The 26602-nt window shown below is 50.1% G+C and carries 28 protein-coding genes, 1 pseudogene and 1 riboswitch; of the genes and pseudogenes, 24 read left to right on the top strand and 5 right to left on the bottom strand.

Annotated features, from left to right (window positions below; translation table 11 throughout):
- On the bottom strand, positions 1-1085 hold a 1085-nt coding region (locus tag GOM71_RS06440; RefSeq protein ID WP_156278935.1), incomplete at its 3' end, for an IS256 family transposase.
- 1132 nt (positions 1086-2217) lie between these two features.
- Positions 2218-2385: riboswitch (cyclic di-AMP (ydaO/yuaA leader) on the top strand.
- Positions 2386-2505: 120 nt separating this feature from the next.
- Here GOM71_RS06440 and GOM71_RS06435 point away from each other — a divergent pair.
- Entirely contained in the window at positions 2506-4332 is a 1827-nt protein-coding gene (locus GOM71_RS06435) for an APC family permease (protein WP_156278933.1), read from the top strand.
- A gap of 239 nt (positions 4333-4571) precedes the next feature.
- Positions 4572-4715, top strand: a pseudogene (locus GOM71_RS24335) (transposase); the annotation flags it as partial.
- 107 nt (positions 4716-4822) lie between these two features.
- Here the strand turns inward: GOM71_RS24335 and GOM71_RS06430 are convergent.
- Entirely contained in the window at positions 4823-5116 is a 294-nt protein-coding gene (locus GOM71_RS06430; protein WP_156278931.1) for a DUF2627 domain-containing protein, read from the bottom strand.
- Between the two features lie 159 nt (positions 5117-5275).
- Here GOM71_RS06430 and lpdA point away from each other — a divergent pair, with 159 nt between their 5' ends.
- The 5 genes from lpdA to lipB all read left to right on the top strand — a co-directional run bounded on the left by lpdA (position 5276) and on the right by lipB (position 11015).
- Positions 5276-6697 (top strand): dihydrolipoyl dehydrogenase, encoded by a 1422-nt coding sequence (lpdA, locus tag GOM71_RS06425; RefSeq protein WP_156278929.1) that lies wholly within the window; start codon positions 5276-5278, stop codon positions 6695-6697.
- A gap of 121 nt (positions 6698-6818) precedes the next feature.
- Entirely contained in the window at positions 6819-7847 is a 1029-nt protein-coding gene (locus GOM71_RS06420; protein ID WP_156278927.1) for a thiamine pyrophosphate-dependent dehydrogenase E1 component subunit alpha, read from the top strand.
- A complete protein-coding gene (locus GOM71_RS06415; RefSeq protein ID WP_156278925.1) occupies positions 7847-8830 on the top strand; it encodes an alpha-ketoacid dehydrogenase subunit beta in 984 nt (327 codons plus the stop codon). The genes GOM71_RS06420 and GOM71_RS06415 overlap by 1 nt, the downstream gene beginning before the upstream one ends.
- 178 nt (positions 8831-9008) lie before the next feature.
- A complete protein-coding gene (locus GOM71_RS06410; RefSeq protein ID WP_156278923.1) occupies positions 9009-10292 on the top strand; it encodes a dihydrolipoamide acetyltransferase family protein in 1284 nt (427 codons plus the stop codon).
- Positions 10293-10322: 30 nt separating this feature from the next.
- Positions 10323-11015: a lipoyl(octanoyl) transferase LipB gene (lipB, locus tag GOM71_RS06405; protein ID WP_156278921.1), complete on the top strand. Its 693-nt coding sequence runs from the start codon at positions 10323-10325 to the stop codon at positions 11013-11015.
- Here lipB and GOM71_RS25115 read toward each other — a convergent pair.
- Complete coding sequence (locus GOM71_RS25115; RefSeq protein ID WP_483311025.1) at positions 11004-11102, bottom strand: stressosome-associated protein Prli42; 99 nt, start codon at positions 11100-11102, stop codon at positions 11004-11006. The genes lipB and GOM71_RS25115 overlap by 12 nt on opposite strands.
- Positions 11103-11273: 171 nt before the next feature.
- Here GOM71_RS25115 and GOM71_RS06400 point away from each other — a divergent pair, with 171 nt between their 5' ends.
- Positions 11274-12410, top strand: a complete 1137-nt coding sequence (locus tag GOM71_RS06400; protein WP_367649489.1) for a M20/M25/M40 family metallo-hydrolase — start codon at positions 11274-11276, stop codon at positions 12408-12410.
- 66 nt (positions 12411-12476) lie between these two features.
- Here the strand turns inward: GOM71_RS06400 and mciZ are convergent, their stop codons facing one another.
- Positions 12477-12611 (bottom strand): Z-ring formation inhibitor MciZ, encoded by a 135-nt coding sequence (gene mciZ / locus GOM71_RS06395; protein WP_156278919.1) that lies wholly within the window; start codon positions 12609-12611, stop codon positions 12477-12479.
- Positions 12612-12704: 93 nt separating this feature from the next.
- Here mciZ and GOM71_RS06390 point away from each other — a divergent pair, with 93 nt between their 5' ends.
- The 3 genes from GOM71_RS06390 to fur all read left to right on the top strand — a co-directional run bounded on the left by GOM71_RS06390 (position 12705) and on the right by fur (position 14610).
- On the top strand, positions 12705-13271 hold the full coding sequence (locus tag GOM71_RS06390; protein ID WP_173275290.1) for an NUDIX hydrolase: 567 nt from the start codon (positions 12705-12707) through the stop codon (positions 13269-13271).
- Positions 13272-13388: 117 nt separating this feature from the next.
- Complete coding sequence (gene spoIIM / locus GOM71_RS06385; RefSeq protein ID WP_156278917.1) at positions 13389-14036, top strand: stage II sporulation protein M; 648 nt, start codon at positions 13389-13391, stop codon at positions 14034-14036.
- Positions 14037-14148: 112 nt separating this feature from the next.
- Entirely contained in the window at positions 14149-14610 is a 462-nt protein-coding gene (gene fur, locus GOM71_RS06380; RefSeq protein WP_156278915.1) for a ferric iron uptake transcriptional regulator, read from the top strand.
- 76 nt (positions 14611-14686) lie between these two features.
- On the opposite strand, the gene GOM71_RS06375 is transcribed toward fur, so the two are convergent.
- Positions 14687-15844: a S8 family peptidase gene (locus tag GOM71_RS06375; RefSeq protein WP_156278913.1), complete on the bottom strand. Its 1158-nt coding sequence runs from the start codon at positions 15842-15844 to the stop codon at positions 14687-14689.
- 208 nt (positions 15845-16052) lie between these two features.
- Between GOM71_RS06375 and ald the strand changes: the two genes are divergently transcribed.
- The 13 genes from ald (at position 16053) to GOM71_RS06310 (ending at position 26564) form a co-directional block, all read left to right on the top strand.
- On the top strand, positions 16053-17195 hold the full coding sequence (ald, locus tag GOM71_RS06370; RefSeq protein ID WP_156278911.1) for an alanine dehydrogenase: 1143 nt from the start codon (positions 16053-16055) through the stop codon (positions 17193-17195).
- Positions 17196-17298: 103 nt separating this feature from the next.
- Positions 17299-17532, top strand: a complete 234-nt coding sequence (locus GOM71_RS06365; protein ID WP_156278909.1) for a DUF4227 family protein — start codon at positions 17299-17301, stop codon at positions 17530-17532.
- A 92-nt stretch (positions 17533-17624) separates the two neighbouring features.
- Positions 17625-18518: a site-specific tyrosine recombinase XerD gene (gene xerD, locus GOM71_RS06360; RefSeq protein WP_156278907.1), complete on the top strand. Its 894-nt coding sequence runs from the start codon at positions 17625-17627 to the stop codon at positions 18516-18518.
- A gap of 59 nt (positions 18519-18577) precedes the next feature.
- A complete protein-coding gene (locus GOM71_RS06355) occupies positions 18578-19774 on the top strand; it encodes a phosphopentomutase (RefSeq protein ID WP_156278906.1) in 1197 nt (398 codons plus the stop codon).
- Between the two features lie 44 nt (positions 19775-19818).
- Positions 19819-20643: a purine-nucleoside phosphorylase gene (locus GOM71_RS06350; RefSeq protein ID WP_156278905.1), complete on the top strand. Its 825-nt coding sequence runs from the start codon at positions 19819-19821 to the stop codon at positions 20641-20643.
- Between the two features lie 106 nt (positions 20644-20749).
- Positions 20750-20920 (top strand): aspartyl-phosphate phosphatase Spo0E family protein, encoded by a 171-nt coding sequence (locus tag GOM71_RS06345; RefSeq protein ID WP_156278904.1) that lies wholly within the window; start codon positions 20750-20752, stop codon positions 20918-20920.
- Between the two features lie 28 nt (positions 20921-20948).
- Complete coding sequence (locus GOM71_RS06340; RefSeq protein WP_156278903.1) at positions 20949-22289, top strand: pyrimidine-nucleoside phosphorylase; 1341 nt, start codon at positions 20949-20951, stop codon at positions 22287-22289.
- Positions 22290-22478: 189 nt separating this feature from the next.
- Positions 22479-23663: a D-alanyl-D-alanine carboxypeptidase family protein gene (locus GOM71_RS06335; RefSeq protein ID WP_156278902.1), complete on the top strand. Its 1185-nt coding sequence runs from the start codon at positions 22479-22481 to the stop codon at positions 23661-23663.
- A gap of 151 nt (positions 23664-23814) precedes the next feature.
- Positions 23815-24168 carry an anti-sigma F factor antagonist gene (gene spoIIAA / locus GOM71_RS06330; RefSeq protein WP_156278901.1) on the top strand — a complete coding sequence of 118 codons (354 nt, stop codon included), beginning with the start codon at positions 23815-23817 and terminating at the stop codon, positions 24166-24168.
- A gap of 14 nt (positions 24169-24182) precedes the next feature.
- Positions 24183-24611: an anti-sigma F factor gene (gene spoIIAB / locus GOM71_RS06325; RefSeq protein ID WP_156278983.1), complete on the top strand. Its 429-nt coding sequence runs from the start codon at positions 24183-24185 to the stop codon at positions 24609-24611.
- A gap of 19 nt (positions 24612-24630) precedes the next feature.
- Positions 24631-25386, top strand: coding sequence for an RNA polymerase sporulation sigma factor SigF (gene sigF / locus GOM71_RS06320; protein ID WP_156278900.1), 756 nt, complete (start codon positions 24631-24633; stop codon positions 25384-25386).
- 106 nt (positions 25387-25492) lie between these two features.
- On the top strand, positions 25493-26143 hold the full coding sequence (locus GOM71_RS06315) for a stage V sporulation protein AA (RefSeq protein ID WP_156278899.1): 651 nt from the start codon (positions 25493-25495) through the stop codon (positions 26141-26143).
- On the top strand, positions 26136-26564 hold the full coding sequence (locus GOM71_RS06310; RefSeq protein WP_156278981.1) for a stage V sporulation protein AB: 429 nt from the start codon (positions 26136-26138) through the stop codon (positions 26562-26564). Before GOM71_RS06315 ends, GOM71_RS06310 begins: the two co-directional genes overlap by 8 nt.
- Positions 26565-26602: the final 38 nt, after the last annotated feature.

Raw genomic sequence — 26602 nt, 5'->3', positions numbered from 1 at the left:
TTTTCGTTGTAATCTAGTGCTTGCAGGTAAATGATCTTTTCTGCCGCTTCAATATTAGTAAGGCTATTCATCGGCTTTAATCGTTTGCGTAGTTCTTTGTTCATACGCTCGATCGGATTTGTTGTGTAGATGGCCCGCCTTGTTAGTTCGGGGTACTTGTAGAAGGTCAGAAGCGTTGGGAGCTGCTCTTCCCAGGACTTCACCTCCTTTGGGTACTGTTTGCGCCACTTGTCCTTGAAACCATCGAACACGGCTTTCGCGACATCGCCATCGATAGCGGTATACACCTGTTTCAGGTCCTCGAGAAACTCCGTCTTGTCCGAAACGCGGATTTTAGGGAATGTCGCGCGCACCTTATGGACCACGCAGTGCTGGACATCTGCCATTGGGTAGATCTCACGAAAAGCTTCTTCAAGGCCTGGCAAACCGTCAAACACACCGAGAAGTACATCAGTAGCACCACGCTTCTTGAGGTCTTTGAGCACCTCCCGCCAGCCGTTGGAGCTTTCATGCCCGCCGACATAGAAGCCGAGGATTTGGCGAATGCCTTTCTCATCAATTCCCATGGCCAAATAAACGGCTTCGCTGCTTACCGTGTTTCGTTTGAGTTTAACGTAGAGGCCATCTAGATAAATCACGGAGTAGCGTTTCTCAAGCGGACGGTTCTGCCACTGCTCGATGTCCTCCATGACCGTCTGCGTAATGTTGCTGATCGTGGTTGGTGAGTATTGCGCGCCGAACATGCTTTCCACAAATTTGGCCACTTCGCGTGTGCTCATGCCGCCTTTGTACATGTGGATGATGGCCTCTTCGAGCCAACCTTCCCGTCGTTGATACGGCTGGAACAGACGTGTTTGGAAGGTCCCTTTGCGGTCGCGAGGCACGTGGAGTTCATTAATCGTTCCGTAGCGAGTTTGGAAAGTGCGTTTGTAGTGACCGTTACGACTGTTACGCGAATTAGGATGCTCCACTGTCAAAAAGTTTTTGATCTCTTCACGAAGTAGCAGTTCAAGCTTCTCTTGCAGTAATTTGGTAACAGTATTTTCAAGTAGATCATTAAATGCATTTTCGGGTATATTAATCATCGAGTAGGGTCCTCCTCTTGGTGATGTCGCAATCCCGAGGATACCCTACTTTTTTATGTTCTGGATAGACTCCAGATCATGGTACACAGACTATTTTACGTCACCTGGATGAGTATCGATGATGCTATGGCTAGATTGAGAGTCTTAAATAGGAACTGTGAAGAGGAGTATTCTACAAGATTTATGCTTAAGAGGGATCTTACTATACTGGAATTTGCACTTCGCAACGATTTAATATTAAAAGCTAGTACGTCGTAGTATTCTCTGCTCTGCATTGTCGCTTTTAGGATTATTTTCAAGCCAGTATTCATTTTTGGGAAAAATAACCGAAATAAGATAAGGGTCGAAACAAATTTTACTAATTTAAAGAAAGATGGAGGTTTTTGATTTTGAAGAGAAAGTTACTTGTTTGTACATGACTGTTTTGCTGTTTTTTTTAGATAAATCCCTCTTCAATGCTTAATAAGGGAATTTTTATTATACAATTACAACTTCAATTCTCTTATCTCTTGTCGTGAATCTAATAACATCTCCACGTTGTATAAGAAAATTAATTAGCGATTGTGGATATAATCGATTGTTTAAGTGGAAAGTATAATTTTGTACAAGTTTAGATTTAAGAAAACTTTTCCGTTTGGTTTGAATCTAATGATTTCTGTTTTAATTAACGCTTGTTTTATCGTAATACCCAGTGAAAAAATTATTCTAAAAGGACAACTAGGACGTAGCGATCCACGTCTAGGCTTAGAACCTGATTTTTTCATATAATCCCTCTTTCTTTCATTTAAAGTCATTTCAAAAGATTTTGACACTATCCTCTATGCATATAATCAATAATTGAAACTAATATGGCAGAGTTAGGTCTGGCCTGTTGAGTTAATCGAGTGTTATTTTTGTGGAAATTAACGGAAAATTCGCAGCGTTGTATTCGAATGGTTTCGTTTTTTTTGTTCAAAGTGGGCAAAAACGAAGCAAATGGACAATAATCGAAGCTTTTGAGCGATAGCTCATTATGTAAGCGCATAACTAAATGCCCTTTTGCAAAGAGCATCCAATTTAGCGTTAAAGCGTGTTTTACAATATTAGGCGGCAGGCGTAATATTACTCCGTACTCCAAGAAATGAAAACTAAATATTCCTTATCGCTAAATTTCCGTAATGGAAAACGGGGGAACCAATCTTGAAGACTTGCCGAGAAAGCGGGCATTCTTCGAATGGGGTGAATCCTGATCCGTCAGGTAGGGCGACTCTCGCCGTCCGAATCCGTCAGCTAACCTCGTCAGCGTTGAATGAGAGAAGGGTTGTGACATGTGTTGAAAACACAGGCTCCTGCCTGTGTTTTTTCGTGCGCTTAAAAAGGCGTATGCGGGAGAATATAAATAAGAACTTAATGATCAGATCAGAAAGTACGGGGTGGAATTATGTTAGCCATTCTTAAAAGAATTTTAATCGGAAGACCTTTGAAATCGACGGAGCTCGGCGAACAAAAGCTTAATAAAACGAAAGCATTAGCGATACTGTCTTCTGACGCTTTATCCTCCGTAGCTTACGGTCCGGAGCAAATCTTGATAGTGCTTATGACAGTAGGAGCTGCTGCGTTCTGGTACTCGATACCGATTGCCATCGGCGTGCTTGTATTGCTGCTTGCTCTCATTCTTTCGTATCAGCAAATTATTTTCGCTTATCCGCAAGGCGGGGGGGCATATGTTGTATCCAAGCAAAACTTAGGGCGTTTTCCCGGTCTGATCGCAGGCGGTTCTTTGCTCGTCGATTATATTTTGACCGTAGCCGTAAGCGTGTCGGCTGGCACGGATGCGATTACATCCGCTTTTCCAAGCCTGCATTCATACAATGTCATCATTGCAGTAACCTTTGTACTGTTCATTACGATACTGAACTTGCGAGGCGTAACGGAATCAGCTTCCGTCCTCGCGTACCCTGTTTATCTGTTCGTATTGGCATTATTCGTACTGATTGGCGTCGGCATTTATCGGATTGTCGCCGGTGACGTTGCGCCGGAACTGCATACTTCGCTCGGTACGCCGGTCGCCGGAATCAGCCTTTTCCTTCTATTAAAAGCTTTTGCATCCGGCAGCTCGGCGCTTACGGGAGTCGAAGCGATTTCAAATGCGATTCCGAATTTCAAAGCGCCTGCTCCGAACAATGCCGCCAAAACATTAATGGCGATGGGCATTTTGCTGGCGGTCCTGTTCTCAGGCATTGTGTTTCTGGCTTATTATTACGGCATTAGCCCGCGCCCGGAAGTGACTGTCGTTTCCGATATTGCAGAGCAAGTATTCGGACGAAATTTCATGTACTTTTTCATTCAAGGAACAACTGCCCTCATTTTGATTCTGGCGGCTAATACCGGTTATTCTGCATTCCCGCTGCTGGCGGTCAACCTGTCGAAAGACAAATATTTTCCGCGTATGTTCTCGATTCGCGGTGACCGTCTCGGCTATTCCAACGGCATAATCAGCTTAGGCTTGCTGTCCATTGTGCTGATTATTGCGTTTGAAGGCAAGACCGAGCATTTGATTCCGCTCTACGCAGTCGGTGTATTTATTCCATTCACGCTTTCTCAGACCGGCATGACGCTGAAGTGGATGCGGGAGAGGCCAAAGGGCTGGCCGATCAAGCTAACGATAAATTTAGTCGGGGCGATCATCAGCTTTATCGTCTGCATGATGTTCTTCTTGACCAAGTTCGGTCAAGTGTGGCCGGTGCTGGTCTTCATGCCGCTTATCTTGCTGCTGTTAACCCGCATTTATAAGCATTATGAGGCGGTAGCCGAGCAATTAAGCACATCGAGCTGCGAACCGGTCATTCCGATCGAAGGCAATATCATTATTGTCCCTGTAGCGGGCATAACTCATGTTGTTGAAAACTCGATTAACTATGCGAAATCGCTCCACGCTCACCAGATTATTGCTGTACACATTCCATTCGAAAGGGATGAAGAGGCGGCTTTCGAGCAGAAATGGAAAAAGTGGCAGCCCGATGTCCGATTGGTTACGCTTCATTCGCCGTATCGGAATTTAAAAGAGCCGCTTATGAAATTTATCGATACGGTTGAACGGAAAGCCAGAGAATCCAACTATCAAGTAACGGTAGTTATCCCGCAGTTCATTCCGAAAAAAGCATGGCATAACATCCTGCATAATCAATCCAGTCTCATGCTTCGAACGCATTTGTTATTTACGCGAAATGTTATCGTTACGACGGTGCCTTATCACTTTAAAAAATAGTGCTGCTCGGACAAAAGGGGGGTGTCCCATAAGTCATTAAAATGACGATGGGATACCCCCTGTTTTATTTAGGTTAAACAGCAAACTGCACATTGAAATGTTCTTCCTATCGCCATTGCTCAGGGAATCCTTTGAATCAACGAGGTAAAGTTGGAATCCCTTCACAAAAACGAACGCTGACGCTTCCCTAGAATCATTTAAATGTTTCGTTTGCCATTAACCTGTCAATTAATTGCCAAATCAAGAATAACCGAGGATTCCGCCGGTTCCTGCTTCGAGGCTTGCCGAAAGTCGGCCTAGAGTTCGGGTGGCTTTCACTTGCCCATCATTTGCTGAAGAAAGCTGCAAAGGATAAAAATCAAAAAATAACGTTGCAGGGATAGCTCTCCGCAACGCTATTTTTATGAAATTCACTTTTGTAATTTACTGATGCGAGCCATTTCTCTAGCGAGCGAACCTCTTTTGAGACGGCCTCTTTTTCAATTGCATATTAAGCTTGCGGTTTTGGCGGACGCGGCTTTTTCTCGCGGAATCTTGTCGCCACATAGTTGCGCTTGCGATCGCGGAAAAAAATCCAGCCGCCGATAAAACCGGCTCCCGCTGCAAACATGATAAGCCCCAGCAAAAAGCTGAGCCATTGAAAATCGGGAACGACGGCGTCATTGCCGAAATCGGAAAAATAGTGGAACACTTCATTTTTCATGCGAAGAAAGCCGAAGCAGGCGAGAAGCCCTGGTATAACGAGAATAATGACGGCAATTAGTCTGGCGGTAACCAATTTCATGAAACAATAATCTCCTTGTGCAACATAATGCTTCTATGATACCTTTTTCAACGCACACTGTCTATTTCGGAATGGCGCAGGGCAAATAGGGATGTAAATAGGAATGAAAAAAGGTACAATAGGTGAAGTGACTAAAAGCATGCGGTGGAGGGAAATACAATGGCGATACAAGTTGATATAGCAATTTTGGGCGGGGGCGTTGGCGGATATACGGCAGCAATTCGCGCGGCGCAGCTTGGCAAGAGCGTTGCTATTGTCGAGGCGGACAAGCTCGGCGGCACATGCTTGCACAAGGGCTGCATTCCAAGCAAATCACTGCTTCGCAGCGCTGAGGTATATGCGACACTGCTTGAAGCAGATACATATGGCATTTCGTTAGAGGGCGCAACGCTTGATTTCAGCAAAGTGCAAGTACGTAAAGAAAAAACGGTTGATCAGCTTTATCGCGGCTTGCAGCATTTAATGAAGAAGAACGGCATTCAAGTGATGCAAGGGAAAGGCCGTGTAATCGGCCCTTCGATTTTTTCTCCGCGCAGCGGCTCGCTTGCGGTAGAGCTCCCGGACGGCGAAATGGAATCAGTCGTTTCCGCGAACTTGATTATCGCAACCGGCTCCCGTCCGCGTACGCTTCCGGGCATCACACCGAACGGCACCGCAATTTTGACAAGCGATGATGCGCTTCGAATGGAAAAATTGCCGGGCTCGATGATGATTGTCGGGGGCGGCGTAATTGGGGTGGAATGGGCGTCAATGCTTCAGGATTTCGGCGTTCAGGTAACGATTGTCGAAGCAGGCGTACGATTGCTTCCTGGAGAAGATGCAGAAGTATCGGCAGAGCTTACTCGTCTGCTCAGACGCCGGGGCGTTCGCGTGTTGACAAGCGTACAATTACATACGGAGCAAATGGTTGTTGGCAGCGATGGCATAACGGTGCCGGCAGCGACCTCTGAAGGCGACGTCGTGCTGACGGCCGAGAAAATGCTGCTTTCGGTAGGGCGTCAAGCCAATGTTGAAGGAATCGGACTTGAGAATACCGATGTGAAAACGAAAGACGGCTTCATTCGCGTCAATGAATACGGCCAAACGACTGAGCCGCATATTTATGCGATCGGCGACTGCATAGGCGGCGTTCAGCTAGCGCATGCGGCTGCCCATGAAGGCGTGCACGCAGTAGAACATATTGCGGGAGTGAAAAAGCCGGCTACACCGGCGCATCTTATTCCGAGATGCATTTATTCCCGTCCGGAGATCGCTTCCTTCGGGCTGACGGAAGACGGCGCGCGCATGAAAGGGCATGACGTAAAGACCGGAAAAATACCGTTTCAAGCGATCGGCAAAGCGATCGTTCTTGGCGAAACGGACGGCTTTGTTAAAGTGATTGCCGACCGAAAAACGAATGATATTCTAGGCGTGCATATGATTGGCCCGCATGCGACAGATTTAATATCGGAAGCCGCGCTTGCCGGCATTCTCGACGCGACGCCATGGGAAGTCGGACAGATGATTCATCCGCATCCGACGCTTGCCGAAGCGCTTGGCGAAGCAATGCTTGCCGTTGACGGCAAAGCGATTTCGTTCTAATTTGCGCCTTTATCGTTCATGATAAAGTCATTACATTTGTCACGTTTTCAATACCAACGCAATGGGGTTATAATAAATAACATCAAGTATTAGTACCAGGTTATAAAGGAGGCGTTTCCATATGACCAAGACGACAAAACAAAACTTTCCACATACGGAATTAGGCCTTACCGATGATCAAGCCATTGAAATGTACGCAACCATGCAGCTCGCGAGAAAATTTGATGAACGCAATATGCTGCTTCAGCGTGCTGGTAAAATTAACTTTCACGTATCCGGAATCGGACAAGAAGTCGCTCAAGTAGCTGCGGCCTTCGCGCTCGATAGACAGAACGATTATTTTTTGCCTTATTATCGCGACTACGGATTTGTTTTAGCTGTCGGCATGACGGTTAAAGAACTGATGCTTTCCGTATTTGCCAAAGCGGAAGACCCAAACAGCGGCGGCCGGCAAATGCCGGGCCATTTCGGCAGCAAGCGGCTGCGTATCGTAACGGGCTCCAGCCCGGTAACGACACAAGTGCCGCACGCAGTCGGTATCGCTTTAGCAGCGAAGATGAAGAAGAAACCGATCGTCAGCTTCGTGACGTTTGGCGAAGGTTCGAGCAATCAGGGCGACTTCCATGAAGGCTGCAATTTTGCCGGCGTTCAGAAGCTTCCTGTTATTTTGATGTGCGAGAATAACCAATACGCGATTTCGGTGCCAGTTCATAAGCAACTTGGCGGACGCGTTGCTGACCGCGCAATTGGCTACGGCTTCCCAGGCATCCGCGTAGACGGCAACGACGCGCTTGAAGTGTTCCGCGTTGTAAAAGAGGCGCGCGAGCGTGCGATAGCGGGTGAAGGGCCGACATTGATCGAAGCTATGATGTACCGCCTTTCGCCGCATTCGACTTCCGATAACGATTTGGCTTACCGGACGAAGGAAGAAGTGGATGAGAACCGCGCGAAGGACGGTATTCCTAAATTTAAGCAATATTTGATCGATTGCGGCATTTGGGACGAGGAGCGCGAAGCGCAGCTGCTTGCATCCATTCGCAAACAGATCGACGAAGCGACTGAATACGGCGACAAAGCGCCGTTCCCTGAGCCAGAATCGGTAATGCTTCATGTATATGCCGATGACGCCGAGCAAGGAGGTAGTCTCTGATGGCAAAGATGGAATATATAGAGGCAATTCGATTGGCCATGAAGGAAGAAATGGAACGCGACGAAGACGTATTCGTGCTTGGCGAGGACGTTGGCGTTAAAGGCGGCGTGTTTACGACGACGAAAGGCTTGCAGGAGCAGTTCGGCGAGATGCGCGCAATGGATACGCCGCTCGCGGAATCGGCGATTGCCGGCGTGGCTATTGGCGCTGCGATGTACGGCATGAAGCCGATCGCTGAAATGCAATATTCCGATTTCATGTTCCCGGCAACGAACCAGATTATTAGCGAAGCGGCCAAAATTCGATACCGCTCGAACAATGATTGGAACTGTCCGGTCGTTATCCGTGCGCCTATTGGCGGCGGCATATTTGGCGGATTGTACCATTCACAATGTCCGGAGTCTGTATTTTTCGGCACGCCAGGGTTGAAAATCGTTGCGCCATACCGGCCATACGATGCGAAAGGGCTGTTGAAAGCAGCCGTTCGCGACCCGGATCCGGTTATTTATTTCGAGAATAAGAAGAGCTATAAGCTTATTACCGGCGATGTGCCTGAGGAAGATTACATTGTGCCGATAGGCAAAGCCAATGTGCTTCGCGAAGGCGACGATATTACGGTCATCGGATACAGCATGCCGCTCTTGTTCGTCGAGCAGGCTGCAGCCGAGCTGGAGCAGGAAGGAATCAGCGCGCATATTCTCGATTTGCGCACGATTCAGCCGTTGGACAAGGAAGCGATTCTTGAAGCGGTTCGCAAAACCGGCAAAGTTCTTATTGTACATGAGGATAATAAGACAGGCGGAGTAGGCGCTGAAGTAGCGGCGATTATTGCCGAAGAGATTCTCTATGAGTTGGATGCTCCGATCAGCCGTCTTTGCAGTCCGGACGTGCCGGCAATGCCGATTAACCCGCCGGGCGAGAAGTTCTTTATGCTCAATAAAGAAAAAGTGCTGGAAGCGATGCGCAGCCTTGCGCTTTACTAGTGTAGACTTGAACGGAATTTGACTAAAATGCAAGTTCAAAAATTTCGGTTTTCAGCACATAAGAAGTGCTTTCGACTGGCTGAATTCAAGATTCGAAGTCGAATCTGCTCCTTGAATAGCTTCGTGATCAAAGCGGGATTTTTGAACATCCTCTAGTAAGGGTTGGGAGTTGGAAGTAATGAAAGTGGAAAAAGAAATCGTCATACCGCAGCTTGCGGAATCGCTTGTGTCCGCAACCATTGACAAATGGTTGAAACAACCCGGGGACCATGTCGATATGTACGAGCCGCTTTGCGAGCTAATTACGGATAAAGTCAGCGCCGAGCTTCCTTCGACGGTTTCGGGGACGTTGACGAGAATTGTTGTCGGGAACGGCGAGACCGTTCCGGTCGGAACGGTAGTCTGTTATATCGCATCGGAAAATGAGGAAGGCGCGCCGGCAGCGAGTGAAGCAGCATCTGTCTCTGCAACGGTCGCAACGCCTTCCGCTTCTGACGAAGGCGGTTCGATGCGCAACCGTTACTCGCCTGCTGTGCAGCAGCTCGCAGCCGAGCATGGCATTAAGCTTGCTGACGTACCAGGGACCGGAATTGGCGGCCGCATTACACGCAAGGATATTCTTGCGTATGTTGCGTCGAGCTCCAATTCGTCTGCTGCTCGCTCGGAGAGCAGCGTCGATGTATCGAAGACGGAAGTTCGTTCCTCCGGTCTGCATCTGACGGAAACGCCGCGCATTCCAACCATTCAGCCTCCGGCGCTCGGCAGAGGCGAAGAATATATCGACGTTACGCCGATTCGCAGCGCGATTGCACGCAATATGAAACAAAGCGTGACGGAAATTCCGCATGGCTGGATGATGATTGAAGTGGACGTGACGAATCTCGTTGCGCTTCGCAATAAGCTGAAGGATGAATTTATGAAACGGGAAGGGGTTAATTTAACCTACCTGGCATTTGTTCTCAAAGCAGTCGTCAATGCGATCAAGGATTTTCCGATTATCAATTCGATGTGGGCGGTCGATAAAATTATCGTCAAGCGCGATATTAACATTTCGCTTGCCGTCGGCACAGAAGAATCGGTTGCGACGCCGGTTATTAAAAATGCCGATCACAAAACGATCGCCGGACTTGCCAAAGAAATCGACGACTTGGCCCGCCGCGGACGCGAAGGCAAGCTGACGCTTTCGGATATGCAAGGCGGTACGTTTACGGTCAATAATACCGGTTCGTTCGGTTCGATCATTACAAATCCAATTATTAATTATCCGCAAGCGGCGATTATTACGTTCGAATCGATTGTGAAGCGTCCTGTCGTCATTAATGACATGATTGCCATCCGTTCGATGGCTAATATGTGCTTCTCGCTTGATCACCGTATTCTGGACGGCATTATTTGCGGCCGTTTTTTGCAGCGGGTCAAGGATAATCTGGAAAGCTTCAACAGCGACACTAAACTGTATTAATGTATTTTTATAGGAAACGGGGTTTTCGGCATGACAAACGCAAGAACGGCTTTGGAAGCCCGTTACATCCCGATGCTTGAATATGCCGCAGCGTGGGATTTGCAAAAATCGATCGTGCAGCAAATCGACAAGGAGGAGCGTCCGGAGACGCTTCTCCTTCTTCAGCATCCGCCGACTTACACAATCGGCTCTGACCGTCATCCCGAGCATTTGTTGCTCGATGAGGAGCAATTGAAAGAGCAGGGCATATCCCTATTCGAGATTGACAGGGGCGGGGATATTACATATCACGGTCCGGGACAGCTTGTTGGCTATCCGATCCTTTTTCTCGATTCAGCCACTCTTGATTTGCATGGGTATTTGCGCAGCGTGGAGCAGGTTATTATAAACTGGCTCAGCGGATACGGCATTACGGCAGGGAGAAAACCGGAGTATACGGGCGTTTGGGTAGGAGATGAGAAAATTGCCGCGATCGGCGTCAAATTCAATCGCTCCCGGGGGCGCAAAGGATTTATTACGTCCCATGGGTTTGCTTTGAACATTGTATCGGGCATTGGCCAAGGCGGATTTAGCGGCATCGTTCCGTGCGGCATCGAGCAATATGGGGTAACGTCTTTTAATGATTTAACGGGGCTGTCCATGACCGTCGAACAAGCGGCACGGGAAATTGTGCCGCATTTCAGCTCGATATTCGGGTACGAGCGGCATTCATTAGTAGAATAGCCAGCCTAGCGAGGCAACGATCGTCGACAGCAGCACCGATGCTGCGATGATCATGGCGACGAGGCGGATCAGTTTTTGGGATTTCATGATCATTCTCCTTTCAAAAGCTTGTACCTTTCTAGTATGCGATAATTTTGTTCCGTTGTGAAGCGGAGCGGCATGTAAGTTTAGAGGAAAGAAACGATTGCTTTCTGGATATGATGGATAGATAGCTGTCTGCAATGGCAGAGTGACTTTGAGTAAGGGAGTGCATAGCCGGTGGTTAATGAGCAACGAGTCGTTCAGCAGTTTTTAGAACTAGTTAAGGTTGACAGCGAAACGAAGCAAGAAGGGCAAATAAGCGCAGTGCTCCGCGGCTTGTTCGAAGAGCTCGGACTTTCGGTTGAAGAGGATGAGGCGGCAGCGGCTACCGGACACGGGGCGAACAATTTGTTCGCTGTTTTGGAGCCGTCCGGCGAGAATACAGCATCCGCGCCTGCGCTTCTGTTCACTTGCCATATGGATACCGTAACGCCTGGAGTTGGCATAAAGCCGCAGCTGGACGATGACGGCTATATCCGGAGCGACGGCACAACGATTCTCGGGAGCGACGACAAAGCGGGCATCGCAGCGCTGCTGGAAGCGATACGGGTGTTAAAGGAGCAAAGCTTGCCGCATGGACGGATTCAATTCGTTATTACCGTCGGAGAGGAGTCGGGGCTCGTCGGCGCGCGGGCAATCGATCGTTCCAGACTGATAGCCGATTTCGGCTATGCGGTGGACTCGAACGGCTCGATTGGCGATATCGCAATTGCCGCGCCTGCACAAGCAAAGGTGACGATCAATATGTACGGCAAATCCGCTCATGCCGGGGTCAATCCGGAAGACGGCATAAGCGCTATTCAAGTGGCGGCTAAAGCAATCAGCCGTATGCCGCTTGGGCGCATCGATAAGGAGACGACCGCCAATATAGGCCGATTTGAAGGCGGAGGCGCGACGAATATCGTATGCGACTTCGTCAAAATCGACGCGGAAGCGCGGAGCATCGTGCCGGAAAAGCTTGACCGTCAGCTTGATGCGATGCGTGCGGCTGTGGAAAGCGCCGCGCAAGATTTCGGCGGACGAGGCGAGCTTGATAGCCATATCGTATATCCTGGGTACATGCACGAGGAAGATGCGCGTCCCGTGCTAGTCGCAAAAGCGGCAGCGACAGCGATCGGACTTGAGCCGCGAACCTTTGTTTCCGGCGGAGGCAGCGACGCAAATATTTTTAACGACCTGGGAGTGCCAACTGTAAATCTTGCGGTCGGATACGAGCACATTCATACGACCAAAGAACAAATCAAAGTGTCCAACTTGGTCCGAATTACTGAATTTGTCGTTTCTATTATTGGAGAAGCGTCAAAAGAAAAATAAATAAACGGCTTCTCCTTCTCAATGCCTTGAGAGAGGAGAGGCCGTTTGTTTTAGGTGCGATTTGGATCATTTGAAGGAGGAGAGCAATTGGGACAAGGTTGCGTCAGATGGATTGACAGTAGAAAGCTTGCGCAGCTTGTGACGAATTTCCCATGCCTTGCCTACCAAACGCAGTTCTTTTGCCGACATGTATTGTTTCATTCTTATCTCGCCCCTTATGATTTGATATAATGATATCTATGTCCGCTATGGACAAGTTATAACCTGATATACATATAAAGGAATGAGGAGCGGATGAAATTGGAGAAAAATGAGCCTATGCAATGGCGCGAGGAAACGGTAAGCACCGAACCGATTTTTCAAGGAAAAATTATTTCGCTTCAAGTGGATACAATTGCGCTGCCGGACGGCAGAACGGCAACGAGAGAAATTGTGAAGCATCCAGGAGCTGCTGCTGTGATGGCGTTATTGGACGGAAAGCTGCTCGTCGTCGAGCAATTCCGCAAGCCGCTTGAGAAATTTCAGATCGAAATTCCAGCCGGAAAGCTGGATGCGAACGAAGACCCGGCAATAGCTGCAGCGCGCGAGCTGGAGGAAGAGACGGGCTATCGAGCGGAGAAGCTGGAGTTGGTCAGCGCATTCTATACTTCGCCCGGCTTTGCGGATGAGAAGCTATATTTGTATTTTGCAGACAAGCTGATTCCTGGGACGCAAAATCCGGACGAAGACGAGTTTTTGCAAATCGAGGCGATTTCGCTGGAACAAGCGGAAGCTTATATTGCTGAAGGACGGATTAGCGACGCGAAGACGATTCTCGCCGTATACGCATGGAAGCTTTACACAGCGACCGGCAAGTTTTAAGAAGCAGTATACATTGACCCGCGTCCGTCATAAGACGGGACAACCTGTCATACGTTGTAGAGATGACATAGAAGTCCGATGTCATGCTTAAAGTTGCTGATGACAGGAGTGATCTGCATGCGCGCCTCAATGCCTATGCTGCAAGAAACGAACAAAAGCCAGTTTACGCTGTACGTCTTTGTCGCGGTACTGTTTGTAGTCGGCGTTATTTTCGGAGGCCTTATGGTTAATGCGCTTACGCTCGAGCAGCAGCAAGAGCTTGCTTCCGACGTTAGCCAATATATTAACTTGGTCAATAACGGCACGGCGGCGGATGCCTCCCATTCGTTCTGGGAGCGAATGCTGTTTCATGGCAAATGGCTTTTTTTGCTGTGGATACTGGGTATTACCGTCGTCGGCGTTCCCTTCGTGCTTGCTCTCGACTTCTTGAAAGGCGCGCTGGTCGGCTTCGCAATCGGGACGCTGATTAGTCAGCACGCATGGAAAGGCGTTCTGTTCTCTCTCGTATCTGTAGCGCCGCCGAATTTAATAGTCGTGCCCGTGTTTATGGTAATAAGCGTCGCTGCAATCTCTTTCTCTACGTATGTCGTAAAAAACAGGCTGTTTCAGCAGAAAGGCAGCTTAGTGCCGCAAATTGCCGGATTTTCTTCGACAGCGCTGCTCATGCTGCTTATGTTGGCCGGGGCGGCATTGCTGGAAGCCTACATATCGCCGGTGCTGATGCAATGGGTGGCGCCTGTGCTGGCAGCTTCGCAGACGTCTTGAATCGAGTTTAACGGTCGCCATATTACGGCAAAATGTTTGACTTTACCGTCGTTTAACCCCTATAATGAAAGCTAATCGGAAGTTGGAGCAGACATGTGGCAGGGGGGAAATCATGGAAGCCCGGATTGAGAAGATCAAACAACAGTTACAGTCGCAGGGCTACAAATTAACCCCGCAGCGTGAAGCAACCGTACGAGTTTTGCTCGAGAATGAAGACGATCATTTGAGCGCGGAAGATGTATTCATGCTTGTTCGGGATAAAGCCCCTGAGATTGGATTGGCAACAGTGTATCGTACATTGGAGCTGCTTAGCGAGATGCATGTGGTGGAGAAGCTGAATTTCGGCGACGGCGTTGCCCGGTACGATTTGCGTACGGACAGCAGCAAGCACCATCATCATCACCTGATCTGCGTGCAATGCGGAGCGATGGATGAGATTAAAGAGGATTGGCTGCTGCCGCTCGAAGAGCGTCTGGATCAGGAGTTCGGTTTTACCGTACTTGATCACCGCCTCGATTTTCAAGGCATCTGTCACCGCTGCAATGCGAAAAATGAAAAAGCAAATGACAAATAAACGGCTTTGCTGCCCAGATTACTGGACGGCAGGCCGTTTTGGCGTTTAATTGGCATAATATATGAGGGACGTTCGGCTATAGGAAGCCTAACTGCAACAATCCGGATCCTTGTGCCGTCCGCGGAATATCGCTTAAATTCATGGCGTTTTTTTTCAATAGCGATTTAATCTCGCTTGGGCTTAAATTCGGCTTTAGCGCGAGCAGCAGCGCTACTCCGCCGGCGACATGAGGGCAGGCCATACTGGTGCCTGAGACGGTAAAAAAAGCGCCGTTCATCCATGTCGAACGAATGCTGTCGCCAGGTGCCGATATGACGATGCCTTCCCCTCGGCTGCTAAAGTTTGCAATTCGATTCGTTTTGGTCGTCGCGGCAACCGAGATCGTTTCCGGAAATGCCGCAGGTTCATCCAGCGCGCCATTGTTCGGGCCGGAGTTGCCCGCCGAGGCAATAACGACAATGCCTTTGCCCACCGCCTTTTTAATCGAATTGCGCAGCGTTTCGCTCGAATCTCCGCTCTCCAGTCCAAAGCTCATATTGATAATGTCCATATTGTTTCGAATACACCACTCAATGCCGTCAATAATATCGGATACGTAACCCGCGCCGGAGCTGTCCAGCGCTTTAACGGCATAGAGATTCACTTTCGGCGCAACGCCTTGAAAGCCCTTTTTTCCCGTACCCGCAGCAATGCCGGCGACGTGGGTGCCATGCCCGTTATCATCGGCATAGCTGCCGCCGTTAATCGTGTTTATGCCGCCTGCGATGCGAAGGTTTGGATGGGGCGCAATGCCGGTATCGATAATCGCGAGCTTGATCCCGCTTCCTAACGTTCTTTTCCATACTTGCGGCGCTTGGATGGCGAAGAAATTCCAGGCTGGATCGCTTGTGCCGTTACCATTACCGTTTGATGCCGAAGCGGCAAGAAAAGGCTTTGATTTCTTTTTGGACGAGTGTGGGCGCAGGCTTGCATGAACCTTCGTCTTTTTGTCGCGCTCGATTAGCTTAATCGTTTTGTATGATAAGAGCTTTTTAATCGAAAAACGGCTGTCCATATGGCATCCGATCAACCGGCTCCCAGGTATTCGTTTGAAGGGTCGCATACCTTTCGATGTCATATATTTCAAGCAGCGTCTATAGGAGCGACCCGTCTTAAAGGCTATGAGCTTACGAACGGTATAGGGAGAAGCGGTTTTTCTGGAGTGAATGGTAAGCAGCTTTTCGAGTTTGGGCATCGCGTGGTCCTCCTTATCGTTTTTGCAGGAGCTTCCTTTTCCGTAAACGCAACATTTTCGATAACTGCATTAGTCCAGTGTATGGATTAGTCGGAAGGGCGGCATAGGCGCGTGTCCAAAGTTACATATTTTATTATCTGTTGTGACAGCCTATGGTTGGCGAACATACATCATATAATAAGACGATGCTGGGGAGGCTTGTCAGGCTATGAAAGTCGGAGTGCCAAAAGAAATTAAAGCGAGCGAATATCGCGTTGCCTTGACGCCGGCAGGCGTAACGATGCTTACGGCCGCAGGCCATGAAGTTATTGTCGAGACAGGGGCGGGAAACGGAAGCGGGTTCGAGGATTCGGATTACGAGCGGGAAGGCGCGGTCATACAAGCGGGGGCGTCCGAGGTTTGGGAGCAGGCGGATATGATTATGAAGGTTAAGGAACCGCTTGCGTCGGAGTTCGGTTATTTTCGCGAAGGCTTGCTGCTTTTCACCTATTTGCATTTAGCGGCAGCGCCTGATTTAACGAAAGCGTTAGTCGATCATAAAGTGACTGCGATTGCCTATGAAACCATTCAACTCCCTAACGGCAGCTTGCCGCTGTTGACGCCGATGAGCGAGGTTGCCGGCCGGCTTTCCGTACAGATCGGGTCGCAATTTCTTGAAGCGTTCAACGGCGGGCGCGGCGTGCTTCTAGGCGGGGTTCCGGGCGTTCCACCTGCGGACGTTGTCGTTATCGGCGGCGGAATTGTAGGCACTAATGCGGCCAGAATAGCGCTCGGGATGGGCGCGAATGTTACGATTTTAGAGAAGAGCGCAGATCGGATGCGCTATTTGGACGATATTTTCGGGGGAAGAATCAAGACGATTATGTCCAGCCCCTATCACATTGCAGAGGCTGTCAGCCATGCCGATTTATTGATTGGCGCCGTCCTTATTCCGGGTGCAAAAGCGCCGCATCTAGTAACCGAGCATATGGTGCAGATGATGAAAAAAGGGGCGGTAATCGTTGACGTAGCGGTCGATCAAGGCGGTTCGATCGCAACGGTCGATCGGCCGACGACGCATATGGATCCGACCTATGTGAAGCATGGCGTCGTTCATTATGCGGTCGCAAACATTCCCGGAGCCGTACCGCGCACTTCGACCTTCGCATTAACGAACGCGACGATGCCGTATGCGATGGATTTGGCGAATCGCGGCTGGGACGCGGTACGAAACAGCGAGCCGTTGCAAAAGGGCGTCAACACGCATGACGGTTGGGTGACCTATGAAGGGGTTGCCAGCGCGACAGGGATGAGCTATCGGCCTCTCGATCGTTGGCTGAGCGCAATCGCGTACGACGAATTGGCGCCATAATCGCGAAAGGTCTTTGGAGCATATTCGATTTGCCAGCCTCATAAGTTGATAAGGACGGGCATCCGCCCATATCGCTTAAGTGAGTAGAGGAGGCCGGGCAGCTATGATTCTGTCGCTGCGCAAATGGGCAAGTCGAATATTGTTCGCAATTATATTTATGCTGCTGTTAATCGTCGCTACGGGCGGGTATAACTGGATTGCCGGCGTTATATCGCCTGTTAATCCTTATCAGAAGCCGAAAGGCAGCGCCTTGAAGGTGTTTCAAGCCGATCCGATCGCTCCGGACAGCGGGAGTGTGGCGGATCGGCTTCGCTTGTTTTATTGGTACGGCGAATAACGCTGCCTAATGCAAGCAGGATTTGGCAGCCGGAACGTGGAATAGGAAAGAAGAACGAAGAAATGATTGGAATGTCTATGAAAGGAACTTCAATGGAAGCACAAATACAAGCTTTTATTCGACATTTAACGATCGAGAAGTCGCTGTCGCGCAGCACCCTTGAATCCTATAGCCGGGATTTGACAGGCTTGCAGGACTATTTGAGACAGCAGGCTGTGTGTACAGCGGCCGATGTGCAAAGGCATCACCTCTCTCATTATTTGCTGCAGCTGAAAGAGACAGGACGGAAGGCATCGACGCTGATGAGACATATCGTTTCGATTCGCGCCTTTTTTCATTATCTGGCGCTCGAAGGCGTCATCATGCAAAATCCGGCTATTCATATTGAAGCTCCAAAGCAGGAGAAAAAAGCGCCAAGCGTGCTGTCAGTGGAGACGGCAAGCTTATTGATCGATGCGCCGCAGCCAGATAGCGCATACGGCATGCGGGATAAAGCGATGCTGGAGCTGCTTTACGCAACCGGCATACGCGTATCCGAGCTGATTTCGCTTAATGTCGACAGCGTTAATATGCAGCTTGGCTTTATCCGCTGCGTCGGCGGAGGCTTGAAGGAACGAATTATTCCGTTTGGCCGCATGGCAAAGGCGGCTCTGGAACAATACATGGAAGCGGGGCGGCACGAGCTGCTGCTGAAATCCGGTTCGGACAGGGAAGCGTTGTTTCTTAACCTGCTTGGCACGAGAATGACGAGACAGGGCTTCTGGAAAATGATAAAAAAGTACGCGAAAGCGGCCGGGATTGACGGAGATATTACTCCGCATACGCTGCGCCACTCGTTTGCCGCTCACTTGCTGGATAACGGCGCCGATTTGCGGGCGGTGCAAGAGCTGCTTGGACATGCCGATATATCGACAACACAAATGTATACGCGATTAACGAAAGTGCGGATGAAGGAAGCTTATACGAACGCGCATCCGCGTGCTTAGCTGGATAAGGAGTGACTTTGAACTCCGTTCAAAGATCCTGATGTAAGGAGTGTCTTACTATGAAATTCGATCGCATCGCGGTTATCGTGCTTGACAGCGTAGGCATTGGCGAACTGCCCGACGCAGAGCAATTCGGCGACAAAGGGTCGCATACGTTAGGTCATATTATTGAACGCGTGCCGGACATTTCACTGCCTAATATGCGCCGGTGGGGACTGGATCGCATCGCCTCTCTGGGAGAATGGAAACCGGGCGAGGGTGCTCCTGCTGCTTACTATGGCAAAATGGCGGAGACATCGGTCGGCAAGGATACAATGACCGGTCATTGGGAGTTAATGGGACTGCGCATTCAAACGCCGTTCCGCACGTTTCCTGACGGATTTCCGGGCGAGTTGATCGCCGCGTTTGAACAACGTACAGGCCGCAAAGTAATCGGCAATAAAGCAGCAAGCGGAACGGAAATTCTCGATGAGCTGGGGCGCGAGCAGCTCGAGACCGGTGCATGGATTGTATATACATCGGCCGACAGCGTATTTCAAATAGCCGCGCATGAAGAAGTGATCCCGCTTGAAGAGCTTTATCGCGCTTGCAAAATTGCCCGCGAACTGACGATGGACGACAAATATGCCGTCGGACGCGTAATTGCAAGGCCTTATCTGGGCGTTCCGGGAGCATTCGCAAGAACACCCAATCGGCATGACTATGCGGTGAAGCCGCCAGCGCCGACGGTTTTGGACGCCTTGAAAGAGGGAGGCTTCGATACGATTGCCATCGGCAAAATAAACGATATATTCGACGGCGAAGGCATTTCCGCATCTACACCGACGAAAAGCAACGCCGATGGAATCGCCAAAACGATTGAATCGTTGGACAAGCCGTTTAAAGGGCTGTTATTCACCAATCTTGTTGATTTCGATTCGTTGTACGGTCATCGACGCGATCCGAAAGGCTATGCGGGGGCACTGGAGCAGTTCGACGCGGCCGTTCCGGAGCTGGAGTCAAAAATAGGCCCGCGCGACTTGCTCGTCGTTACGGCTGATCACGGCAACGATCCGACTCATCCGGGGACGGACCATACCCGGGAATACGTGCCGCTGCTGCTGTACAGTCCTGCTTTTGCCGAGCCCGGACTGCTGCAGCCTCGCGCAACCTATTCGGATCTCGGTGCTACGATCGCTGACAATTTCGGCGTTAAATCGCCCTCGAACGGAACGAGCTTTCTGGACCTGCTCAGCGTTCGGAATATTAAGTCGTAGGCAATCGGCTCGTAAATAAAAGATAGTATGGGAGAGTGTGACAAATGAACCAAATGACTGCGGCGCAAATTAACGAGGCGGCATCTTATATCGCTGCGCAAACGGCGATCAAACCTGAAATCGGGCTCATTATGGGTTCTGGACTTGGCGTACTGGGCGATCATTTGGAGAATGCGACGACGATTGATTATCGCGAAATTCCGCATTTTCCTTTGTCGACTGTCGAAGGCCATGCAGGCGAGCTGCTGATCGGCAGCCTTTCTGGCAGATCGGTTGTGCTCATGCGCGGCCGTTTTCATATGTATGAAGGGTACGGCCCGGAATTGACCGCATTTCCGGTGCGTGTCATGAAGGCGCTTGGCGTCAAGACGCTGCTTGTCACGAATGCGGCAGGGGGCGTAAACACCGGATATGAGCCTGGCGATTTGATGCTCATTTCCGATCATATTAATTTGACCGGCAAAAATCCGCTTATTGGACCCAATGATGATGCGCTTGGCGTTCGTTTTCCCGATATGTCGGAAGCTTACAGTAAAAGGCTCCGTGCTGCAGCACGCGAAATTGCCGCCAGCCAAGGACTGACGATTCGCGAAGGCGTATACGCCGGATTGTTGGGTCCAACGTATGAAACGCCTGCGGAAATTCGCATGCTTCGCGTTCTTGGCGCGGATGCTGTCGGAATGTCGACAGTGGCCGAGGTTATTGCAGCTCGGCATTCCGGGATCGAAGTGCTTGGCATCTCATGCATAAGCAATATGGCAGCCGGCATTTTAGACCAGCCGTTGTCGCATGCTGAAGTTATGGAGACGACCGAAAAAGTCAAGTCCCAATTTCTCGATCTGGTGAAGGCGTTATTACCAAAATTTTAAAGTTTTTGTAACAGTATTGTAACATTCTTGTCGACGGATTATGACAGTTTCATCACGGCAACCGTCGTATAATGTCCATGATTACAGAACGATGGAGTGAAGTGACATGGAAAAGCAATTGCTCATCGAAATGGAGAAATTGCGCGAAGAAATGGTAGAAATTGCAATGCTAAAGCAAAATTTTTTGAACATTGAAGTGCTTCAATTAAGCCAATCACTCGACAAACTCATTATTCAAGCGCAAGAAGAGCGTCGGGAATTGGTGAAATCCAGATGATCCGCCAGGGCGGACAGGAGTGAATAACATGCGCGCAGTCGATTTGATTCATAAAAAAAGAGACGGCGGCGAATTGACCGCCTCGGAGTTGACCTATATAATTGACGGCTATTGCGAGGGCGATATACCGGATTATCAAATGTCGGCATGGGCGATGGCTGTTCTTTTTCGCGGGATGACGGCTGCCGAGACAGCAGCGCTAACTTTGGCGATGGCTAATTCCGGCGATCAAGTCGATCTAGCGCCGATCGAAGGCATAAAAGTGGACAAGCACAGCACCGGAGGCGTCGGCGATAAAACGACATTAATTATTGCGCCGCTTGTAGCTGCCGCCGGCGTACCGGTGGCGAAGATGTCCGGACGTGGTCTAGGCCATACAGGCGGCACCGTCGATAAGCTGGAAGCCATTGAAGGGTTTCAAACCGAGCTGTCACGCGAGCGGTTTATTAACCAGGTCAATGAGCTGGGGCTATCTGTCATCGGTCAAAGCGGCAATTTGGCGCCCGCCGACAAGAAGCTTTATGCGCTTCGCGATGTCACGGCGACAGTAGAATCGATCCCGTTGATTGCGAGCTCTGTGATGAGCAAGAAAATTGCGGCCGGTGCGGACGCGATCGTGCTTGATGTGAAGACCGGCAGCGGCGCTTTTATGAAAACGCTGGAGCAATCGGAGCAGCTCGCGCAGGCGATGGTAGACATCGGCACACAGGTTGGACGCAACACGGCTGCGATTATAAGCGACATGGATCAGCCGCTTGGCTTTGCGATCGGAAATGCGCTGGAAGTAAAGGAAGCGATCGAAACGCTGCAAGGAAAAGGGCCGGACGATCTGACGGAGCTATGTTTGACGCTCGGTGCGCATATGACCGTGCTGGGCGGCAAAGCGGAAACTGTTGAGGAAGCGAAAGCTTTGCTTCGCGAGAAGCTCGACAGCGGCGCGGCATTGGATAAATTCCGCCAATTCGTAGCAGCACAAGGTGGAGACGGCGCCGTTGCCGACGATACCGGCCGTTTGCCATCCGCGCCGCTGCACATCGAAGTGAAAGCGGAGCAAGCCGGTTATGTGCAGGCGATTCATGCGGAGCAGCTCGGTACCGCAGCCATGCTGCTTGGAGCGGGCCGAGCGACGAAGGAAGCAGAGATCGACTATGCTGTCGGCATCGTCATGCGGAAAAAGGTTGGCGATCCTGTAAGCGAGGGAGAAACACTCGCTGTGCTTCATGCTCGTGAGAGCGGGGAAGCTGCTAATGATGTCGCCGCGAAAGTTCGGTCGGCGTATGCGATCTCGGCCGAAACGCCGTCTGTAAGGCCGTTATTGCTGTCAATCGTAACGGCGGACGGTGTTTCCCGCAATTCAGAAAGTGAATAGGATGATTGCCGAATGGCGGTTCTGGAGCAAACACTCCGGAATCGCCTTTTTTATGTTTGCTGAAAATCGGGAAAGGGATTGTGTTTTTTGCTTCTCATGGAATATTTTCCATAAAAACCGTAAACAATGAAAAGGAAAATATAGCCGAATTGCGGTCTACGAACCGCATCATCTTTGGGAGGACCCGCCATGAGAAAAAGATGTTTAAAACTGTTCATTCTTACAATCGCAATCGCGCTTGCTGTGCCTGTCGCAGCATATGCGGAGGAGAAGGCTCCTGCAGGATCCAACGCTGGTGCAGCCGCAGACCTGGCGCCATCCGCCCGTTCTGCGATTTTGATGGACGCCGACAGCGGTACGATCATCTATGAGAAAAACAGCAATGACAAGCTGCCCCCGGCAAGCATCACGAAAATTATGACGATGCTTCTCATTATGGAAGCGCTGGACGACGGCACGCTCAAGCTGACCGATAAAGTACAGGCTAGCGAGTATGCCTCTTCCATGGGCGGCTCGCAGATTTTTCTGGAGCCAGGCGAAGAAATGACGGTCGACGATATGATTAAAGGAATCGCGCTTGCTTCGGGCAATGACGCATCCGTCGCTATGGCGGAGAAGCTAGCCGGCTCCGAGCAGCAATTTGTCGCGAAGATGAATGAGAAAGCGCAGCAGCTAGGGCTGAAGGAAACTCATTTCGCCAATTGCAACGGGCTGCCGACGTCGGATCACTATTCTTCGGCGCATGACATCGCGGTCATGTCGAGAGAGCTGCTGAAGCATTCGGAAATTACGAAATACACCGGTCTGTATCAAGACTACTTGCGTAAAACGTCAGAGAAGCCGTTCTGGCTCGTCAATACGAACAAGCTTGTACGGTTCTACTCCGGTGCGGACGGTTTGAAAACCGGTTTTACGACCGAGGCGAAGTTTTGCTTATCGGCAACGGCTAGACGCGACAATTTGCGCGTAATCGCCGTTGTGATGGGGGAACCGAATACGAAGACGCGCAATGCAGAGGTTTCGCAAATGTTCGATTATGCGTTTGCGCAATATACGACCCATTCGATCTTTAAAGAGGGCGATTCAATCGGCAATGTCGCTATTGAGAAGGGCGCGGCAGCGGAATTGCCGATTGTAGCCAAACATCCGTACAGCGTACTGCTCAAGAAAGGCACGCCTACGGCAGATATCCGCTACGAACTGCAGCTGGATACGCTGAAAGCGCCGGTCAAAATCGGACAGCCAATCGGCAAGCTGATCGTGTACCAGGGCGATCAAGTGTTGAAGGAATTCCCGATTGACGCTCCGCAATCGGTGGATAAAGCCGGTTGGTGGAAGCTGATGCAGCGTTCGCTCGGCGGTTTGTTTACGTAGTCGACAATGACCGCATAAATACGGCAAAGCGGCAGTAATTGTCGCCTTCTAGCGGTATGCTTCTAGTTTTGTCGCCTTGCAGGAAACATGCTCCAATGTGGAGAAATGCAGTATCGATCCAAATGCGTAGCTGAAGGAGTGAACTGCGATTATGAGTTTGCAAGCGGAATTAGAGCATTACCGGAATGTGCTCATTGTGCGTTTGCGGGGGGAATTGGACCATCACACTGCCGATGTCGTACGTTACAAAATGGAGGAAGCGATCGCGCGCGGCGCCAGCCTTCACATTTTATTGAGTCTTAAGGAGCTGCAATTTATGGACAGCTCAGGGCTTGGCGTCATTCTCGGCAGATACAAGCAAGTGAAGAGCAAAGGCGGCAAGATGGTCGTCTGTGACGTTAATCCGAACGTATATCGGCTGTTTGAAATGTCAGGCCTGTTCAAAATATTGGAGATTCATGACAATGAACGAACGGCGATTTCAAGTTTGGAGGTGGTCTCGTGAACGGACGCAACGAAATGACGCTTACCTTTAGCGCACGCTCGGAGAACGAAGCCTTTGCCCGCGTGGCAATAGCATCATTCGTATCTCAGCTTGATCCGACTCTTGATGAGCTTAACGATCTGAAAACAGCCGTTTCGGAAGCTGTAACGAACTCGATTATTCACGGTTACGACAGCAATCCGGAAGGCAAAGTTACGATTGAAGCTTCAATTGAAGGCGATGCGGTATCGATCATTATTAGCGATCATGGCCGCGGCATCGAAGATTTGGAATTGGCTCGCCAGCCGCTTTATACGTCAAAGCCGGAGCTGGAACGCTCGGGCATGGGCTTTACGATTATGGAAAATTTTATGGATCGTTTCGACGTTTCCAGCGATATCGGCGGGGGCACCCGCATTGCGATGCTTAAGCGAATCGAATCGAAAAAAGCGCTATACAACTAGCGCATAGGGGTTGAACCTCATGGATGTGGATTTGAAGCAAACGGCTCAGCCGTATTTGGATGACGCGGAAGTAAAGCGGCTTATTGCGTTAAGCCAGTCTGGCGACACGATAGCAAGAGATACGCTTGTTCAATGCAATATCCGGCTCGTATGGTCGGTCGTTCAGCGATTTATAAATCGCGGTTATGAACCGGAAGATTTATTCCAAATCGGTTGTATCGGGCTTTTGAAGTCCGTCGATAAATTCGATTTGTCGTATGACGTTAAGTTCTCCACCTACGCCGTTCCGATGATTATCGGCGAAATTCAGCGCTTTCTCCGAGACGACGGAACGCTGAAAGTGAGCCGGTCGCTGAAGGAAACGGCCAATAGGGTACGGAAAATGAAAGATGAATTGTCCAAAACGTTAGGCCGTCTTCCGACCATCAGCGAAGTTGCCGACCGTCTTGGCATTACGCCGGAGGATGTCGTCTTCGCGCAAGAAGCGAACAAGCCGCCGACGTCGATACATGAGACGGTGTTCGAAAACGATGGCGATCCGATAACGCTGATGGATCAGATTGCCGACGATTCGCAAGAGCGCTGGTTCGACAAGCTTGCGCTTGTGGAGGCGATCGAAGGTCTTAGCGAACGGGAGAGGCTCATCGTCTTTCTCCGCTATTACCGCGATAAAACGCAGTCCGAGGTAGCCAGCCGGCTCGGCATTTCTCAAGTGCAAGTTTCGCGGCTAGAGAAAAAAATATTGCAGTCGATTCGAGACCAAATCGCCCAATAGGCGGTTTGGTCTTTTGCATTTTTTACCTATGAAGGGATGACTATCCGCCGCCTCCTTTTCTCATACTAAAAGGGAAGTGAATCCATCCGAGAAAGGCTGATGACAGATGGACGCATCCCGACAAGCGGTTCTCTATCTGCGTCTGAAAAAACGAATCTATATCCGGCCCGGACAGCCGGTGACACTCGGTCTAGCGGCAAGGCTGCTGGCCATGGACGAGGAACAGGAGCAGAAGCTATCCGAGTTAATGCTGTACCGGCATTCCAAGTCGGACGGCAATCGCGTCGTTATTGACTTGCTTCAAATCGTCAAGGCGATTCGCGTCGCAGAGCCTTCGCTGACAGTAGAAGCATACGGCGATCCGCAGGTGCTTATCATGATTTCCGCAAAGCCGGTCAAGCCTCGTATCGTTGTGCTCGTATTCGCATGGCTGCTGCTGTTTTTTGGCGCAGGGCTGGCGATTATGAATTTTCATACCGATGTGAGCATGCGGGAGGTGCATATCCGCATTGTGGAGTTGATTACCGGACACCGCAATGAGCATCCGCTTTGGTTTCAAATTCCGTATTCGCTTGGCATCGGGCTCGGCATGATTTTGTTTTTCAACCATTTGTTCCGCAAGCGGTTCAATGAGGAGCCTAACCCGCTTGAGGTGGAGCTGTATACGTATCAGGAGAACGTAAACGCTTATGTTATAGCCGATGAAATGCGTAAAAAATATGTGGCAAGCGGAGGGCGGGAAGGCGATGATGGCTGACATTGCCGGCAATCTGTTGTCTGCGCTCATCGGCTTGTCCGGGGGACTTGCAGTCGGAAGCGGGATGGTGGCTCTGCTGATCGTATTCGATTTAATTCCGCGTCTTGCCCAGATTGCGCGCGCTTATCGAATGTCTGTCTGGTTCGAGACGGCTATTATTTGCGGGTCGATGTACTGGACATTTGCCGACTTTCTCAATTGGAAGCTGGCGCTGCCGTCTGCCTTTGCACTGCTCTTTACCGGACTGCTTTCCGGCGTCTTTATCGGCATGCTGGCCGCCGCGCTGACGGAAGTGATGAATGTACTGCCAATTCTGGCCAAGCGGATGAATTTATCCGATTATATGGTGGGTCTTGTTATGGCAATGGTGCTAGGAAAGACAGTAGGCTCCTTGTTTGATTGGCTCTATTATCAGTGGTAATCGAGCTGAACGGAAATATCGAAAATCGATTGAAGGAA

This window comes from Paenibacillus sp. NEAU-GSW1 (assembly GCF_009737085.1).
GTDB lineage: Bacteria > Bacillota > Bacilli > Paenibacillales > Paenibacillaceae > Pristimantibacillus.
The sequence above is the reverse complement of the archived record's forward strand: the minus strand, read 5'-3'. Positions and strand labels throughout refer to the sequence as shown.

What these genes read in the sequence shown, in the direction of transcription:
- GOM71_RS06435 (WP_156278933.1), top strand. Translation starts at nt 2,506, where the DNA reads ATGTTAGCCATTCTTAAAAGAATTTTAATCGGAAGACCTTTGAAATCG.
- GOM71_RS06430 (WP_156278931.1), bottom strand. Translation starts at nt 5,116, where the DNA reads ATGAAATTGGTTACCGCCAGACTAATTGCCGTCATTATTCTCGTTATA.
- lpdA (WP_156278929.1), top strand. Translation starts at nt 5,276, where the DNA reads ATGGCGATACAAGTTGATATAGCAATTTTGGGCGGGGGCGTTGGCGGA.
- GOM71_RS06420 (WP_156278927.1), top strand. Translation starts at nt 6,819, where the DNA reads ATGACCAAGACGACAAAACAAAACTTTCCACATACGGAATTAGGCCTT.
- GOM71_RS06415 (WP_156278925.1), top strand. Translation starts at nt 7,847, where the DNA reads ATGGCAAAGATGGAATATATAGAGGCAATTCGATTGGCCATGAAGGAA.
- GOM71_RS06410 (WP_156278923.1), top strand. Translation starts at nt 9,009, where the DNA reads ATGAAAGTGGAAAAAGAAATCGTCATACCGCAGCTTGCGGAATCGCTT.
- lipB (WP_156278921.1), top strand. Translation starts at nt 10,323, where the DNA reads ATGACAAACGCAAGAACGGCTTTGGAAGCCCGTTACATCCCGATGCTT.
- GOM71_RS25115 (WP_483311025.1), bottom strand. Translation starts at nt 11,102, where the DNA reads ATGAAATCCCAAAAACTGATCCGCCTCGTCGCCATGATCATCGCAGCA.
- mciZ (WP_156278919.1), bottom strand. Translation starts at nt 12,611, where the DNA reads ATGAAACAATACATGTCGGCAAAAGAACTGCGTTTGGTAGGCAAGGCA.
- GOM71_RS06390 (WP_173275290.1), top strand. Translation starts at nt 12,705, where the DNA reads ATGAAATTGGAGAAAAATGAGCCTATGCAATGGCGCGAGGAAACGGTA.
- spoIIM (WP_156278917.1), top strand. Translation starts at nt 13,389, where the DNA reads ATGCGCGCCTCAATGCCTATGCTGCAAGAAACGAACAAAAGCCAGTTT.
- fur (WP_156278915.1), top strand. Translation starts at nt 14,149, where the DNA reads ATGGAAGCCCGGATTGAGAAGATCAAACAACAGTTACAGTCGCAGGGC.
- GOM71_RS06375 (WP_156278913.1), bottom strand. Translation starts at nt 15,844, where the DNA reads ATGCCCAAACTCGAAAAGCTGCTTACCATTCACTCCAGAAAAACCGCT.
- ald (WP_156278911.1), top strand. Translation starts at nt 16,053, where the DNA reads ATGAAAGTCGGAGTGCCAAAAGAAATTAAAGCGAGCGAATATCGCGTT.
- GOM71_RS06365 (WP_156278909.1), top strand. Translation starts at nt 17,299, where the DNA reads ATGATTCTGTCGCTGCGCAAATGGGCAAGTCGAATATTGTTCGCAATT.
- xerD (WP_156278907.1), top strand. Translation starts at nt 17,625, where the DNA reads ATGGAAGCACAAATACAAGCTTTTATTCGACATTTAACGATCGAGAAG.
- GOM71_RS06355 (WP_156278906.1), top strand. Translation starts at nt 18,578, where the DNA reads ATGAAATTCGATCGCATCGCGGTTATCGTGCTTGACAGCGTAGGCATT.
- GOM71_RS06350 (WP_156278905.1), top strand. Translation starts at nt 19,819, where the DNA reads ATGAACCAAATGACTGCGGCGCAAATTAACGAGGCGGCATCTTATATC.
- GOM71_RS06345 (WP_156278904.1), top strand. Translation starts at nt 20,750, where the DNA reads ATGGAAAAGCAATTGCTCATCGAAATGGAGAAATTGCGCGAAGAAATG.
- GOM71_RS06340 (WP_156278903.1), top strand. Translation starts at nt 20,949, where the DNA reads ATGCGCGCAGTCGATTTGATTCATAAAAAAAGAGACGGCGGCGAATTG.
- GOM71_RS06335 (WP_156278902.1), top strand. Translation starts at nt 22,479, where the DNA reads ATGAGAAAAAGATGTTTAAAACTGTTCATTCTTACAATCGCAATCGCG.
- spoIIAA (WP_156278901.1), top strand. Translation starts at nt 23,815, where the DNA reads ATGAGTTTGCAAGCGGAATTAGAGCATTACCGGAATGTGCTCATTGTG.
- spoIIAB (WP_156278983.1), top strand. Translation starts at nt 24,183, where the DNA reads ATGACGCTTACCTTTAGCGCACGCTCGGAGAACGAAGCCTTTGCCCGC.
- sigF (WP_156278900.1), top strand. Translation starts at nt 24,631, where the DNA reads ATGGATGTGGATTTGAAGCAAACGGCTCAGCCGTATTTGGATGACGCG.
- GOM71_RS06315 (WP_156278899.1), top strand. Translation starts at nt 25,493, where the DNA reads ATGGACGCATCCCGACAAGCGGTTCTCTATCTGCGTCTGAAAAAACGA.
- GOM71_RS06310 (WP_156278981.1), top strand. Translation starts at nt 26,136, where the DNA reads ATGGCTGACATTGCCGGCAATCTGTTGTCTGCGCTCATCGGCTTGTCC.